This is a genomic window from Streptomyces sp. NPDC041124 (assembly GCF_055592385.1).
Window position 1 is genome coordinate 571,395 of record NZ_JBVIYR010000001.1, and the last position, 14,564, is coordinate 585,958.

At 72.1% G+C, this 14,564-nt stretch carries 14 protein-coding genes; 7 read left to right on the forward strand and 7 right to left on the reverse strand.

Annotated features, from left to right (window positions below; genetic code table 11):
- Positions 1-125 precede the first annotated feature (125 nt).
- Complete coding sequence (locus ACZ6A9_RS02680) at positions 126-1,313, forward strand: C40 family peptidase (RefSeq protein WP_468976903.1); 1,188 nt, start codon at positions 126-128, stop codon at positions 1,311-1,313.
- Positions 1,314-1,344: 31 nt separating this feature from the next.
- Here ACZ6A9_RS02680 and ACZ6A9_RS02685 read toward each other — a convergent pair whose 3' ends face one another.
- On the reverse strand, positions 1,345-1,698 hold the full coding sequence (locus ACZ6A9_RS02685) for a hypothetical protein (RefSeq protein ID WP_468976906.1): 354 nt from the start codon (positions 1,696-1,698) through the stop codon (positions 1,345-1,347).
- 363 nt (positions 1,699-2,061) lie between these two features.
- Between ACZ6A9_RS02685 and ACZ6A9_RS02690 the strand changes: the two genes are divergently transcribed.
- Positions 2,062-3,114, forward strand: a complete 1,053-nt coding sequence (locus ACZ6A9_RS02690; protein WP_468976909.1) for a C40 family peptidase — start codon at positions 2,062-2,064, stop codon at positions 3,112-3,114.
- Between the two features lie 11 nt (positions 3,115-3,125).
- On the opposite strand, the gene ACZ6A9_RS02695 is transcribed toward ACZ6A9_RS02690, so the two are convergent.
- A complete protein-coding gene (locus ACZ6A9_RS02695; protein WP_468976912.1) occupies positions 3,126-3,869 on the reverse strand; it encodes a LuxR C-terminal-related transcriptional regulator in 744 nt (247 codons plus the stop codon).
- Positions 3,866-5,158 carry an ATP-binding protein gene (locus ACZ6A9_RS02700; protein ID WP_468976915.1) on the reverse strand — a complete coding sequence of 431 codons (1,293 nt, stop codon included), beginning with the start codon at positions 5,156-5,158 and terminating at the stop codon, positions 3,866-3,868. The genes ACZ6A9_RS02695 and ACZ6A9_RS02700 overlap by 4 nt, the downstream gene beginning before the upstream one ends.
- A gap of 179 nt (positions 5,159-5,337) precedes the next feature.
- Between ACZ6A9_RS02700 and ACZ6A9_RS02705 the strand changes: the two genes are divergently transcribed.
- Both ACZ6A9_RS02705 and ACZ6A9_RS02710 read left to right on the forward strand, forming a co-directional pair.
- Positions 5,338-6,726 carry a PspC domain-containing protein gene (locus tag ACZ6A9_RS02705; RefSeq protein WP_468976917.1) on the forward strand — a complete coding sequence of 463 codons (1,389 nt, stop codon included), beginning with the start codon at positions 5,338-5,340 and terminating at the stop codon, positions 6,724-6,726.
- On the forward strand, positions 6,713-6,928 hold the full coding sequence (locus tag ACZ6A9_RS02710) for a hypothetical protein (RefSeq protein ID WP_468976919.1): 216 nt from the start codon (positions 6,713-6,715) through the stop codon (positions 6,926-6,928). Before ACZ6A9_RS02705 ends, ACZ6A9_RS02710 begins: the two co-directional genes overlap by 14 nt.
- On the opposite strand, the gene ACZ6A9_RS02715 is transcribed toward ACZ6A9_RS02710, so the two are convergent.
- The 3 genes from ACZ6A9_RS02715 to ACZ6A9_RS02725 all read right to left on the reverse strand — a co-directional run bounded on the left by ACZ6A9_RS02715 (position 6,925) and on the right by ACZ6A9_RS02725 (position 9,976).
- Complete coding sequence (locus ACZ6A9_RS02715; protein WP_468976923.1) at positions 6,925-7,455, reverse strand: DoxX family protein; 531 nt, start codon at positions 7,453-7,455, stop codon at positions 6,925-6,927. The genes ACZ6A9_RS02710 and ACZ6A9_RS02715 overlap by 4 nt on opposite strands.
- 299 nt (positions 7,456-7,754) lie before the next feature.
- Positions 7,755-9,035: a hypothetical protein gene (locus tag ACZ6A9_RS02720; protein ID WP_468976929.1), complete on the reverse strand. Its 1,281-nt coding sequence runs from the start codon at positions 9,033-9,035 to the stop codon at positions 7,755-7,757.
- 146 nt (positions 9,036-9,181) lie between these two features.
- Positions 9,182-9,976 (reverse strand): class II aldolase/adducin family protein, encoded by a 795-nt coding sequence (locus tag ACZ6A9_RS02725; RefSeq protein WP_468976935.1) that lies wholly within the window; start codon positions 9,974-9,976, stop codon positions 9,182-9,184.
- A gap of 163 nt (positions 9,977-10,139) precedes the next feature.
- On the opposite strand from ACZ6A9_RS02725, the gene ACZ6A9_RS02730 reads away from it, so the two are divergent.
- Complete coding sequence (locus ACZ6A9_RS02730) at positions 10,140-10,619, forward strand: pyridoxamine 5'-phosphate oxidase family protein (RefSeq protein ID WP_468976941.1); 480 nt, start codon at positions 10,140-10,142, stop codon at positions 10,617-10,619.
- 9 nt (positions 10,620-10,628) lie between these two features.
- Here ACZ6A9_RS02730 and guaA read toward each other — a convergent pair whose 3' ends face one another.
- Entirely contained in the window at positions 10,629-12,209 is a 1,581-nt protein-coding gene (guaA, locus tag ACZ6A9_RS02735) for a glutamine-hydrolyzing GMP synthase (protein ID WP_468976946.1), read from the reverse strand.
- Between the two features lie 401 nt (positions 12,210-12,610).
- Here guaA and ACZ6A9_RS02740 point away from each other — a divergent pair, with 401 nt between their 5' ends.
- Positions 12,611-12,922 (forward strand): chorismate mutase, encoded by a 312-nt coding sequence (locus ACZ6A9_RS02740; RefSeq protein ID WP_468976949.1) that lies wholly within the window; start codon positions 12,611-12,613, stop codon positions 12,920-12,922.
- A 495-nt stretch (positions 12,923-13,417) separates the two neighbouring features.
- The gene (locus ACZ6A9_RS02745; protein ID WP_468976953.1) at positions 13,418-14,491 is read left to right on the forward strand and encodes an LAETG motif-containing sortase-dependent surface protein; all 1,074 of its coding nucleotides are present in this window, start codon (positions 13,418-13,420) and stop codon (positions 14,489-14,491) included.
- Positions 14,492-14,564: the final 73 nt, after the last annotated feature.

Here is a 14,564-nt window from a genome sequence, read left to right on the forward strand (position 1 = left end):
CGCGGAGCGGCCGTAGGGCAACCCTTCCGAACCACCCGCCCGAACCCTCCCCCAGTGCCTGAACGGCCTGGGAGGTGCCCCCACCGCTGACCCGGCAGGCGGAGCAGTGGAAGGAGTCGCCTCCCTTGGCGTCGCACCGCAAGTCGCGCACCCCCGGCACCCGCGTGGCAGGCATACGGACTCCGGCCCTGGCCACGGCCGCCCTCACCTCCGTCGCCCTGCTCTCCCAGACGGCCAACGCCGCCCCCACGGACGACGGCAAGCCGAGTCTGGAGGAGGTCGAGAAGAAGGTCGGCGACCTCTACCGCCAGGCCGAGTCGGCGACCGAGAAGTACAACGCCGCCAAGGAGAAGACCGCGAAGCAGCGCAAGCGCGTCGACACCCTCCTGGACGACGTGGCCCAGCGCACCCAGAAGCTCAACGACGCGCGCGAGGAGCTCGGTTCCTACGCGGCCGCGCAGTACCGGACCGGCGCCGGCGTCCCCGACACCGCCACCTTCCTGCTCGCGGACACCCCGCAGGACGTCTTCGACCAGCGCCAGGTGATGGACCGGCTGACCGGCCGCCAGAAGCAGGCGGTCGACGACTACGTCACCCAGCAGTCCGAGACGATGAAGAAGCGCCAGGAGGCCACCGAGAGCCTCCGCACGCTCACCGAGTCGCAGGACGACCTGAAGACGGCCAAGGCCACCGTCCAGAAGAAGCTCACCGACGCGCGTGAGCTGATGTCGAAGCTGACCGCCGAGGAGAAGGCGCGGCTCGCGGCGATCGAGAGGAAGAAGCAGGAGGAGGCCGCCCGCAAGGCCGCCGAGCTCGCCCGGCAGCAGGCGGAGCAGCAGCAGGCCAGGGAAGAGGCGGCCCAGCAGGACGGCGGCGGCTCGGGCGGCACCGGATCCTCCGGCTCGGCCACCTCACCGACCACCTCACCGACCACCTCGCCGGACTCCTCGTACGGCACCAAGGCCGAGAAGGCCATCGCCTTCGCCCGCGCCCAGATCGGCAAGCCGTACGTGTGGGGTGCCACCGGGCCCGGCTCCTACGACTGCTCCGGCCTCACCCAGGCCGCCTGGAAGGCCGCCGGGGTCAGCCTCCCGCGCACCACCTACGACCAGGTCGACGCCGGCACCACGGTCCCGGTGTCCCAGGCCCAGCCCGGTGACCTCGTCTTCTTCTACGACGACGTCACGCATGTGGGCATCTACATCGGCAACGGCATGATGATCCACGCCCCGAAGCCCGGCACGTACGTCCGCGAGGAGTCGATCTTCTACGACGGCGAGTCCTCGGTGCACAGCGTGGTGCGCCCCGCCTGACCCGTCAGCGAGTGGACCTGGGCGCAGGCGCTCAGGTCCACAGCACGGCGATGAAGACGTTCGTCACGGTCAGCAGGCCGACCAGGCCGAACAGGCCCTTGTCCGCCTTCTCGTCGTCGCGCTTGACGTAGACCAGGCCGAGGATGACGATCAGCAGGGCCAGCTTCACGCCGATCTTTATGTGGTCGACGGAGTAGCTCTGCGCCTCGTTGAGGCCGACCAGGGCGATTCCGGTGACGAGCATGGTCAGCGCGCCGTGCAGCATCGAAGGGCTGAAGCGGGCGGTTCCCTCGCCCATCGCCTTCATCTGCGTGAGGAAGCCACCGAGCAGCGACGCGATACCGATGATGTGCAGACCGACGAAGATGTGGATGAGTACGTCCATGAGGCCGGAGCCTAGCCACACGCCTCCCGTACCACTCGGGCGCCCTCGCCCCGCCGCCCTTCCCCACATCGGTCATCACCCACGGTAAAAACGGAGGAGCCGGAGCGGATCCCCGGTCACTTACGGTCACCCGGTGGTCCCCTCACGCCACTTCCGCACAATCCGTCACCCGGGCCGTGCGGCGGGGCCTAGCGTCCTGCCCAGGTGTCCGGCTGCCGACCGTCGCCGCCCGGCCACGGGCGGCAGCCGGACACCACCGCCGAAAGAGGTCCGGCGGCGGACGGCTCCCCCTGTGCTCTCCCGCCGCCGGACCGCCGGGCGGCAGCCCGCCCGGGTCGGCCGTGGAGGAGAACAGGAGTGCAGGTGGCAGCGCACCGCAGGGCCCGGAAGCACACGGCGGGCGGTCACACGACCCGCGCGGCCGTCACCCTCGCCCTCGTCGGCGCGGCCGCCGCGAGCGGTTTCGACGGCCCGGCCCTCGCCGAACCCCAGCGGACACCGGAGCAGGTCAGGGCGGACGTCGCCCGGCTCTACCGGGAGGCGGAGGCCGCCACCGAGAAGTACAACGGCGCGAAGGAGAAGGCGGAGTCGGCCCGGCGCCGGCTGCGCGGTCTGCAGGACGAGACCGCTCGCGGACAGGCCCGGCTCAACAACGCGCGCGAGACGCTCGGTTCGGTGGCGGCGGCACAGTACCGGGGCGGCGGTTTGGACCCCGCTCTGCAGCTGGTCCTGTCCGAGGACCCGGACGACTACCTGACGGGCGTCGCCCTCGCCGAACGCGTAGGCAGCCGCCGGAAAGCGCAGGTGGGGCGCGTCCGCACCGAGCTGTCGGAGATCGAGCGGTTGCGCGGCGCGGCCCGTGTCGAGGCGGAGTCGCTGTCGTCCCGCCGGGCCGAGCTGAAGCGGCACCGGAAGACGATCACCGGCAAGCTGGCGGCCGCGCGCCGTCTGCTGTCCGGCCTGACACCCGAGCAGCGCGACACCGGCGCGGGCCGGGCCTCACTCTCCCCCGCGGACTCCGGTGACGGCCTGAGCGCGCCCGGCTCCGTCACCTCCCGGGCTCCCGGCCCCCGCGCCGCTCAGGCCGTCGCCTACGCCTACGAGAAGATCGGCAGACCCTACGTCTGGGGTGCGACCGGCCCGGACGCCTTCGACTGCTCGGGCCTCGTCCAGGCCGCGTACCGCTCCGCCGGCGTCTCCCTGCCCCGCACCACCTACGCCCAGATCGACGCCGGCCGCCGCGTCGCCCGGTCCGAGCTGCTCCCCGGCGACCTCGTCTTCTTCTACTCCGGCATCAGTCACGTCGGCATCTACGTCGGTGACGGCAGGATGGTCCACGCCCCGAACCCCTCGGCACCCGTACGCCTGGCCCCCATCGACGAGATGCCCTTCGCGGGGGCGACACGCGTGAGCTGAGCGGCCCGCGCTCACACCAGCCGGCGCGCCGTCGCCCAGCGCGTCAGCTCGTGACGGTTGGACAGCTGGAGCTTGCGCAGCACCGCCGACACATGGGACTCGACCGTCTTCACCGAGATGAACAGCTGCTTGGCGATCTCCTTGTACGCGTAGCCCCGGGCGATCAGCCGCAGCACCTCACGCTCGCGCTGCGTGAGGCGGTCCATGTCCTCGTCGACCGGCGGGGCGTCGGTCGACGCGAAGGCGTCCAGGACGAACCCGGCCAGCCGCGGTGAGAAGACGGCGTCGCCCTCCTGCACCCGGAAGATCGAGTCGACCAGATCGGTCCCGGTGATCGTCTTGGTGACGTAGCCGCGGGCACCACCCCGGATCACCCCGATCACGTCCTCCGCCGCGTCCGACACGGACAGTGCGAGGAAGCGGACCGGCTGCTCGGTGTCCGCCGCCAACGGAGCGCAGCGCCGCAGCACCTCGACACCGCCGCCACCGGGCAGATGCACATCGAGCAGAACCACCTCGGGCCGGGTCGCGGTGATGACCGTGACCGCCTGGTCGACGTCGGCGGCCTCGCCGACCACCTCGACCCCCGTCTGCGCGGTCTGCCCGATCTCGGCCTGGACCCCCGTGCGGAACATACGGTGGTCGTCGACGAGGACGACACGCACATGACGGCCGGCGGCGCTCCCGGCCGGATCCGCCGGCTCGGGCCCCTGCCCCGCCCCCGCCGCCGCGTTCGCCTCTGTCGGCTCGCTCATGACGTCTTCTCCGCCCTCTCCATCTCCAGCTCGACCTCCGTGCCGCCGTCGGGCACCGCGCGCAGCCGCGCCGTGCCGCCGTTGCGCTCCATGCGGCCGATGATCGATTCTCTGACGCCCATCCGGTCGGCGGGTATCGACTCCAGGTCGAAGCCGGGGCCACGGTCACGGACCGACACGAAGACCTTCTTCCCCTCGACTTCGGCGTAGACCTGCACCGCGCCTCCCTCGCCACCGTACTTGGCGGCGTTGACCATTGCTTCCCGCGCGGCCTGCATCTGTGCGCCGATCCTCTCGTCGAGCGGGCAGTCGCCGACGACGACGACCTCGAGGGGGACGCCGTGCTTGTCCTCGACCTCGGCGGCGTTGCGCTTGACGGCCTCGGCGAGGGTGGTGGGCTCGTCGTCCTCGTCCTTCCCGTTGCCCTCCGGCTTGTAGAGCCAGGCCCGCAGGTCGCGCTCCTGGGCACGGGCCAGCCGGCGCACCTCGCCCGCGTTGTCCGCGTTGCGCTGGATCAGGGTGAGGGTGTGCAGGACCGAATCGTGGACGTGGGCGGCCACCTCCGCGCGTTCCTGCGCGCGGATACGCATCAGGCGCTCCTCGGAGAGGTCCTGCGTCATGCGCACCAGGTAGGGGCCGGCGAGGAGCGCGATGCCCACGAGGACCGCGAGGGCCGCCTGGAGCACCGAGCCGAGATGGCTGCCGGACCCGCGCAGGACGAAGATGCCCGAGGCACCCGCCGTCACCAGCAGCACACCGGCCACGGCACGCAGCAGCGTGACGGTGCGCCGGCGGCGGCCCGCCTCCATCCAGCGGGCCCGTCGCGCGTTGTCCGCCTGCCGCCACACCAGGGCGACACCCGCACCGACCAGGACGGTCGGCCAGAGGTAGGCCCTGGTGCCGTTGTTCAGGTCCACACTGCCCACGAAGACCATGGCCACCACGACCATGAGCAGCAGGGCGACGATCTGCCCCTTGTCGGGTCTGCGGGTGACGAGCCGGCGCCGGCCGTCCGGCGCGGTCTCGGTCGTCACCGGCGGAGCCTGCCTCTGCGCGTCCACCCCTCCGACACCGAGCGGCACGAAGAACCAGAACGCGGCGTACAGCAGCGCGCCGAGGCCGTCGGCCATGAACAGGGCGACGAAGACGAGACGCACCCAGATCACGGGCAGCCCGAGGTGTCCGGCGAGCCCCCGCGCCACGCCACCGAGCCAGCGTCCGTCACTGCTGCGGTAGAGCTTGCGCGGCGGCCGCGGCTCGACGACTGGCGCTGCTGCGGCTTCCGACATGCCAATGATGGTCACACGCGCGGGTTGCCGGAGCATCAGGGTCGGTCCCGCAGACTCCCCTGATCTCCACGCCACCGGTCCCTCGCCCGCTCCCCGGGCCCGGCTCAGGGACCGATATCAGGGTCCGGCCAGGGTCGTTCCGACTCCCGCCGCGGCGGCCCGCCCGTCACCATGGACGCATGACCGATCACCAGCACGCCGCCGCGGGTCCGGGACCCGGCGCCGGCCCGCGCCCCTCCCGGGGCACCGGGCCGCAGGACGCCGCGCCCCGCGGGACCGGCCCGGCGGACGCGGACGACCGCTTCCGCCGGGACCGCCGGCACCAGATGCTCGGCGGCGTCTGCGCGGGGCTCGGCCGGCAGTGCGACATGGACCCGGTGATCTTCCGGATCACCCTCGCGGTCCTCTCCGCCACCGGCGGCATCGGCCTCATCTTCTACGGTTTCGCCTGGCTCTTCGTCCCGTACGACGACGACGAGGAGAACGAGATCCGCCGGCTGCTGACCGGCCGGGTCGACGGCCACACCCTGGCTGCCGTGCTGTTCGCGCTGGTCGGCTGCGGCGTCTTCCTCACCATGCTGAGCAACGACGGCGTGCTGAGCTTCGCCGTCATACTCTCCCTGCTGCTCGCCGGCGCCGGGTACTGGTCGCGGCGGCGCGGCACCCCCAGCCCCGACCACATCGCCGCGCAGGCCGCCGCCGACGCCCCGCCGGAGCCCCAGGCGCCTCCGGTTCCCGACGCCTTCCCCTCGTGGTGGCGCGACCCGATCGTCAAGGACGGCACACATGTGGGCGGCACCGGTTACCTCTGGGGGCCGGAGAACTCCCGCGACCTGGACATCGCCGCGGCCGTCAACATCCGCCTCGACACCCGCACCGGCACCGGCACCCGTGACAAGCCGTACGCACCGCCCCGTCGGCCGGCGAAGCCGCGCGGTCCCCGCGGGATCGGTGGCCGGGTCTTCCTGTTCGCCCTGCTCGCGGCCGGTCTGGGCACCGGTCTGACCTGGCAGGCGCATCCTCTCGGCACCAGCCTGCAGACCGGTCTCGCCTGCGCACTCGCCGTCTTCGGCCTCGGCATCGCCGTCAGCGCGTTCCTCGGCCGCACCGGCGCGGGAACGGTCGTCCTGGCGGTCATCACGGCGGGCCTGCTGGCCGGTTCGACCGCCGTCCCCGAGAACATCGGCACCGACTGGACGCGCACGACCTGGGGGCCCACGTCGGTCGCGCAGATACGTCCCCTGTACGACCTGGGCGCGGGCGAGGGAGAACTGGACCTGTCCGCGATACGCGTGCCCGAGAACGACACCGTCTCGACGGAGTCCCACGTCGGCCTGGGCCGGATCCACGTGATCGTGCCCAGGGACGCGACCGTGAAGCTGACCATCGACGTGGGCCTGGGCGACATCCAGTTGCCCGGCGACGAGCGGAAGGACGTGGACGTGGCGCCGGGCAAGCGCAAAGAGGTGATCCTGCGACCGCCCGCGGGCACCGAGAAGGCGGGCACCCTCGAGGTCGAGCTCCATGTCGGCATGGGACAGGCGGAGGTGAGCCGTGCTGCGTCATGAGTTCCAGCCCGGCAGGCTGGTCACCGGCGTCTTCCTCACCGTCGCCGCGGTGGTCTACGCCGGCGACGCGGGCGGCGCCTGGCACACCCCGTGGTTCGTCATGATCCCCGTCGTGGCCGGCGGCCTCTGCCTGGCCGGCGCGGTGGGCTCCCTGGCCGGCCGCATACGCCGCCGGGGCAAGGAGGACACCGCGGCGGGCTAGCGGTCGTCCCCCGCCCGCTGTCGTCGCCGCCCACGAAGGGCGGCGTCCACGGACAGCACCGGGGCTCCCGCGAGCACCAGCGGGATCCACGCCATGAGGTACGGCAGGTCGTTGCCGTAGTAGTACGGATCGGAGGCCCAGCTCACGGTCAGCCACAGGCTCAGGGAGATCAGCGCACCGCCGAGGGCTGCGAGGCGGGTGAGCAGACCGAGCAGGGCGCCGATGCCGACGGCCAGCTCCCCGAGGGCGATGGCGTAGCCGAACGCGACGGGGCTCTCCAATGCCATGTCGACCATCGCGGGAATGGCGGAGGAGTCCCGGACGGCGCGCATCATGTCGCCGATCGAACCGGCGCCGGAGTCCTTCATGAAGGCGCTGTCCGTGAGTTTGTCCAGGCCGGCGTAGACGAAGGTGATGCCGAGGAAGAGGCGCAGGGGGAGGAGGGCGTAGCGGGTGGCGGGGTCCCGCCAGTCCCTGTCCCCGTCGCCGCGTGGGGAACGCGTGTCCGCGCGCACACTGTGAGTCATCACTCTCCGCCGCCTCTCACTGCGATGCCGGGGGCCACCTCGAAGACCATACGTACGACGAACTGTCGCGCCTCAACCCTGAGCGTGGGTTTTTTCCCGAGCGGAAGGGTGTTCTGGCCCGCCTTCAGGACAACACCGGTACGGGCCGGTGCCGGGCGGGATGGCTGCCCGCGGAGAACCGAGGGGCGGCAGGGTGGCGGCACGACTGCCCGCGGACTCCCCCACCGAAGGGACGGCGGCGCCGCAGGCAGACGACCGACCACCGTCAGCCGTACGACAACCCGACCCACCCCGCCCCGCTACTCCGTCACGTCGATCGCGTACCGGTTCGTCTCCACGCCCGCCGCGGTGATCACCTGGACATCCACCCGCCCCGGCTCCACCTCCGCCGGCACCGGCACCGTCAGCAGGGCGTCCGTGGGGTTGTCGAAGCCGCCGGTGACCGGGACCAGCGGTACGTGGACGTTCACCGCGCCCACGCGCACCACCATCCGCGACAACCGGTCCGCCCCCTGGGCCCCCGCCGGCACGAACCCGGCGCCCCGGATCTCGATGTCGTCCCCGGTGCGGATCGGAGCGTCCAGATCGCCCGCCTCCCGTGCCCGCACCACCGACAGGATCACCGGACGACCGCCCTCCGCGTACTTGCCCGCGAGATACGTCCCCGCCGACACCAGCACCACCACCGCGAGCCCCCACGGCAGATCCGGCAACTGGTCCGGCCGCCGGGCCAGTCGCACCGCCGCGAACGCCAGCGCGACCCCGCTGATCACGACGTACTGGATGTCGGCGAAGCTCCCCCGCCCGGCGTCGTCGGTCAGCAGATCCGCCGCCCTGGGCCGGTGCGCCCGCACCTTCTGCAGCCGCTGCCCCTGCACGCGCAGCCCGACCACGCGCCGCACCAGCACAGCGATCCCGCAGACCACGGCGAGCACGGTCACGACACCCGCGCCGCGGGCGAGTTCGAGCCCGTCGATCAGCGCGTCGCGTTCCCGGGGACCGGAGGCGGCCGCCAGCCGCCCCACCAGAACGAGCACCGCGAACGCGACGAGCAGCACCCAGCAGGCGGCCACCGCACGGGACGTGGACAGCCGGTTGTCCTCGCCGATCACCGGCGCCAGCGCACCACCGCGGGCCCGGTGGAACCACGACGCGGCGGTCAGCGCACCGGCGACGACGACCGCGGCCAGCAGCCCGGCGGTGCGCGCGGCGGTCCACCCCGCGCCGATCGCCGTCAGGGCCTGCCCGAGGAGCAGCAGCACCACACCCGTCCAGACCACGGCCGCGGTCCACCGCCACAGGCGCGTCAGCCAGGCCTCGCCCTCGGCCCGCCCCCGCGCGGCGACGGCTTCGGCGGCCTGGGTGAGCTCCTCCGACACCCACTGCCGGGAGGCGGACGCGGAGTGCGCCACCGCGGCCGGCACTCCTTGCCCGGCCGCGAACTCGTCCCGCTTCAGCAGGAACGCCGCGACCGCGCGCCGATGCCCCTCACGCGCCCCGTGCGGGCAGTCCCCGCAGGTGCAGCCACCCTCGTGCGCGCCCGCGCCCGCGCCGCCTTGTCTCGCCTCCTGCACCGCCACGCCCGAAACCCGCCTTCCCCGCCCTCGACACACTTGACCCAAGTCCCTCGCGACGACAGCGAATTGTGCCCTACCGCACACCCTCCCCGTCCGGCAGGCCCGGCCGGTACGGGTGAACTTCGAAGTAGCAGGTTGACAGGAGCCGTCTAGTTCAGCAGGTCCGGCTCGCTCCGGCTGATCTCCTGCCACATCGGCTGGTAGTTGATCCACGCCACGAGGTCCCCGCCGAGCTGCTCCCGCGTGGCGACCGCCTGCCGGTGGCCGATGAGGACGGGCCGGCCCGCCGCCCGGGCGGTGAGCTGCACCTGGCAGGACCGTTCCATGGTGATGAACCACCAGGCCGCCGCGTCGACGGAGTCCCCCACGGTGAGCAGCCCGTGGTTGCGCAGCACGAGCGCCTTGTGGGAGCCGAGCACACCGGCGATGCGCCGCCCCTCCTCGGCGTCGACGGTGACGCCGCTGTAGGCGTCGTAGAGGGCGTGGTCCTCGTAGAAGGCGCAGCTCTCCTGGGTGATGGGGTCGAGCAGGTCGCCGAGGGCGGCGAGGGCCCGCCCGTGCACGGAGTGACAGTGGGCGACGGCGACGACGTCGGGCCGAGCCGCGTGCACCTGGGTGTGCACGGCGAACGCGGCCTGGTTGACGTGGTGGCCGCCCTCGACGACCTGGCCGTCCCGGTTGGCGAGCACCAGGTCGCTCACGGTGACGTACCGGAACGGCATCCCGAACGGATTGACCCAGAAGCAGTCGCTGAACTCCGGGTCGCGTGCGGTGATGTGCCCCGAGACACCGTCCTCGTAGCCGAGCCGCCCGAAGAGCCGCAGCGCGCCCGCGAGCCGTTCCTTGCGGTGCCGGCGTTCGTCCTCGGCCGACGCGTGCATGGGCGGCATGGCGAAGCGCAGCCTGTCGGTGGGCAGCGGCAGGGGCGGCGTGGGCCCGTGCATGAGTCCTCCCGCGGGGGGTGTGCGTACGGGGCGGAAGTTACCGGCGGGCCGCCCCGTACGACAGCTCTCTTCCGTAAAGATGCGGTACGCGGCCGCTGCTCCGTCCGGAGGACGCCGCCGATACCCGACACAGGATGTCCGGTATCCCCGCCACACTCGGCTCATGCACACGAACTGGGCAGCCTTCACGGCCGCGGAACCCGAACTGGCGAAGACCGTGGAGGAGCGCTTCGCCGCCTACACCCACCATGTCCTGGCGACCCTGCGCCGGGACGGTTCACCGCGCACCACCGGCCTGGAGGTCCGCTTCCGGGGCGGGGAGCTGTGGCTCGGCATGATGCCGGACTCGCTCAAGGCGCTGGATCTGCGCCGCGACCCGCGCTTCGCGCTCCAGGCGAACCCGGGCGAGGGCACCGGGATGGGCGGCGGCGACGTCCGTATCGGCGGCCGGGCCGTCGAGATCGCCGCCGGGGACGCCCGGGCGCGGGCCCGGTACGCCGAAGAGGCGGAACCGCCGGAGCCGTTCCACCTCTTCCGCACCGAGCTGACGGAGGTCGTACGGACCTGCGTCGAGGACGAGACGTATCTGGTCGTCCAGGTCTGGAGGCCCGGAGAGCCGGTGCGCACCCTCAGACGGACCTAGCCACCGGGGCTACTCCCACTCGATGGTCCCCGGCGGCTTGGAGGTGACGTCGAGGACGACCCGGTTGACGTCCCGCACCTCGTTGGTGATGCGGGTGGAGATCCTGGAGAGGACGTCGTACGGCAGCCGGGACCAGTCGGCGGTCATGGCGTCCTCGCTGGAGACCGGGCGCAGCACGATCGGGTGACCGTAGGTGCGGCCGTCGCCCTGGACGCCCACCGAACGCACGTCGGCCAGCAGGACCACCGGGCACTGCCAGATGTCCCGGTCGAGGCCGGCGGCGGTGAGCTCCTCACGGGCGATGGCGTCGGCCTCGCGGAGCAGGTCGAGCCGTTCCCTGGTGACCTCGCCGACGATGCGGATGCCGAGGCCGGGGCCGGGGAAGGGCTGGCGGTGGACGATCTCGTCCGGCAGGCCGAGTTCCTGGCCGACCATGCGGACCTCGTCCTTGAACAGCTGGCGCAGCGGCTCGACCAGCTTGAACTCGAGGTCCTCGGGGAGGCCGCCCACGTTGTGGTGGGACTTGATGTTGGCGGTGCCGGTGCCGCCGCCGGACTCGACGACGTCCGGGTAGAGCGTGCCCTGGACGAGGAACTCCACGGCCGGGCCCTCGTCCGCGATGATCTCGGCCTGGGCCTGCTCGAAGACCCGGATGAACTCCCGGCCGATGATCTTCCGCTTCTGCTCGGGGTCGGAGACCCCGGCCAGCGCCTTCAGGAACCGGTCCTGCGCGTCCACGACCTTCAGCTGGACGCCGGTCGCGGCGACGAAGTCCTTCTCGACCTGCTCGGTCTCGCCCTTGCGCATCAGTCCGTGGTCGACGTAGACGCAGGTCAGCTGGGAGCCGATGGCCTTCTGGACGAGGGCGGCGGCGACCGCGGAGTCCACACCGCCGGACAGGCCGCAGATGGCGCGCTTGTCGCCGACCAGCTCGCGGATCGAGGCGACCTGCTCCTCGATGACGTTGCCCGTGGTCCAGTCCGGGCTGAGTCCCGCGCCCCGGTACAGGAAGTGCTCCAGCACCTGCTGTCCGTGCGTGGAGTGCATCACCTCGGGGTGGTACTGGACGCCGTAGAGCTTCTTCTCGTCGTTCTCGAAGGCGGCGACCGGGACGACGTCCGTGGAGGCCGTGACGGAGAAGCCCTCGGGTGCGGCGGAGCAGGCGTCGCCGTGCGACATCCACACGGCCTGCTCGTCCGGGGTGCCCTCGAAGAGGGTGGAGGCGCTCCGGGAGACGTGCAGGTCCGTGCGGCCGTACTCACGGGCTCCGGTGTTGTCCACCTGGCCGCCCAGGCTCTGGGCCATGAGCTGGAAGCCGTAGCACATGCCGAAGACGGGGACGCCGGCTTCGAAGATCTCGCGGTCGAGGCGCGGGGCACCCTCCTCGTACACGGACGAGGGGCCGCCGGAGAGGATGATCGCCGCAGGGTTCCTGGCGAGCATCTCCGCGACCGGCATGGTGCTCGGCACGATCTCGCTGTAGACCCGCGCCTCGCGGACGCGACGGGCGATGAGCTGGGCGTACTGCGCGCCGAAGTCGACGACCAGGACGGTGTCGGGCGCGTTGGCAGCGGGAGACGCTGATGACACGAGGTGCCTTCCGGCGGTGGGGCGGGGGTCTTGTGCCTCCCGATTCTACCGAGGCGGCGGCGGGTCACGCCCCGGGCCGCGATGGGGCGGCCGTCGGACGGGGGCGGGACGGCGCCGGAGCCGGGAGCGCCGCGCCGTCCGGTGCCCTCGTCTCACCATGCGGCCCGTGTTGGACAGCCGCGGCCCGCCGGGCATACTGGATCCCATGCTCACGCACCAGACCTTCGTCTTTACCTATGGCACCCGGCCCGCCGGCTGCCATGGTCGTGCTGCTTGAGCAACTGACAAGCGACTTCCCAGGCGCCCCGGGCCGACAAGGTCCGGGGCGCCTTGCGTTTCCTGCGGACCCTGTCGCTCCGGGGCACCTCCTCCGCCCGTCCACCTCACCGAGGAGCCCCGACATGACCGCCACCACGACCGAGCCGACCTCCGCGGAGACGGCCGAGAAGACCGGCGCCCGCACCACCGAGGCCGCGGAACTGATCACCGGCGCACGCGAGCGGATCGACGCGCTCGACGACCGGATCATCGGGCTCGTGCAGGAACGGATGGCCGTGTCGGCCGTCATCCAGAAGGAACGGATCGCCTCCGGCGGCCGGCGCGTGAACCTCTCCCGCGAGATGGAGATCCTCGCCACCTACCGGGACGCCCTGGGCAAGCCCGGCACCACGCTCGCGATGACCCTGCTGGAGCTGTGCCGGGGCAGGATCTGAGTCCGCGTTCGGGGACAGACGTACGCATCGTCCCTCACCCGTCCGGTGCGTGACCCGCTCCTCGTCCGCTTCGTTGGTACCGGTGTCCGTGCCGGCCAGGGACGGACCCGAGAGCACCACGCGTGGCTCGCCGGAGCGATGTGGCGTACGGACCGGATCCTGCCGTACGCCGTGGGACCTCGCTCCGGACTGGTGACCGGGCGGCAGGGGACAGCCACCCCGGTCACTCATGAGAAGGCCGGCTCCGGGGACGCCCGGAGCCGGCCGACGCGTTTCACCGGCCGGCACGTTTCCCGGACGGCACCTTCCCGGACGGCGCGGCCCTCCCCGTGATCCACCTCACATAAGAATCATGTGAGATCCAGGACAACCATTCACCGGCCTCGGTGATCAAACCCCCCGGAACCAAGGCCCCACCCGCGCCCCACACGCGGAGGCCTCTCCGCATTCGTTCGTGCCGCGACCGCGCGGCACACCGGACTTCCCGAGGTCTTCATGAAGCTTCGCCGTGCCATGGCCGTAGCGGCCGCGACGGCCGTCATAGCGCCGCTCGCCCTGCTCTCGGCTCCGGCCGCCTTCGCGACCGGCAGCGAGGAGACGCCGAGCACGTCGACGAGCTCCTCCGCCGAGGGTGAGAACCCGCCGGCGGAAGGTGAGAACCCGCCCGCCGAAGGTGAGAACCCCCCGGCCGAGGGTGAGAACCCGCCCGCCGAGGGCGAGAACCCCCCGGCCGAGGGTGAGAACCCGCCCGCCGAGGGCGAGAACCCCCCGGCGGAAGGTGAGAACCCGCCCGCCGAGGGCGAGAACCCCCCGGCCGAGGGTGAGAACCCGCCCGCCGAGGGCGAGAACCCCCCGGCCGACGACGAGGACACCGTCGAGCTCTGCCTCGACGAGGAGGGCAACAGCACGGCCGAGCTCAGCTTCGAGCTGGAGAGCGGTCTCGCGGGCCTGCCCGAGACGGTCGTCGCCGGCAGTGGCTGGAAGGCGTTCTCGTTCAACGTCTCCAACCGCGGCGACGAGGAGATCAAGGACATCAAGCCCCTCATCGGCGTCGCGGCCGTCGGCTGGGACGACGAGGTGGACTACTCCGGCCAGATCACCGTCCAGGTCTTCGACAAGGCCACCAAGCAGTGGAAGACGCTGGCGGACGCCGCCGGTGAGGGCGGCACCTTCGCCGCGTTCTCCCTCGGTGCCGGCCAGTCGACGTCGTACCAGCTGCGGCTCAGCGTCTCCGGCAAGGTGCCGGACGCGCTCGGCCTCACCGGCGGCTTCGCCGAGTACGCGGACGCCGACGGCTGCTGGATCGCCGACGACCAGAACGGCTGGATCTACTTCTTCGACATCCTGGCCGCCGGTACCGACGCCGGTAAGCCGAACGACGCCAAGCCGCAGACCGGCGGCAAGGTCGAGCTCGACAAGGTGAAGGACGTCAAGGTCACCGGCACCCTCGCCGAGACCGGCTCGAACTCCGCTCTGCCGATGATCGGCATGGTCGGCGGCGCCGCCGTCGTCGCCGGTGCCGGCGCGGTGTTCGTGGTGCGCCGCCGCAAGGCCGGTGCCGAGGCGTAACACCGCCTCGCCGCGCGGTCCGCGCGGCACCACCCGGAACAAGGGAGAAGGACCTGAGCTCGGAGGGGGGCAC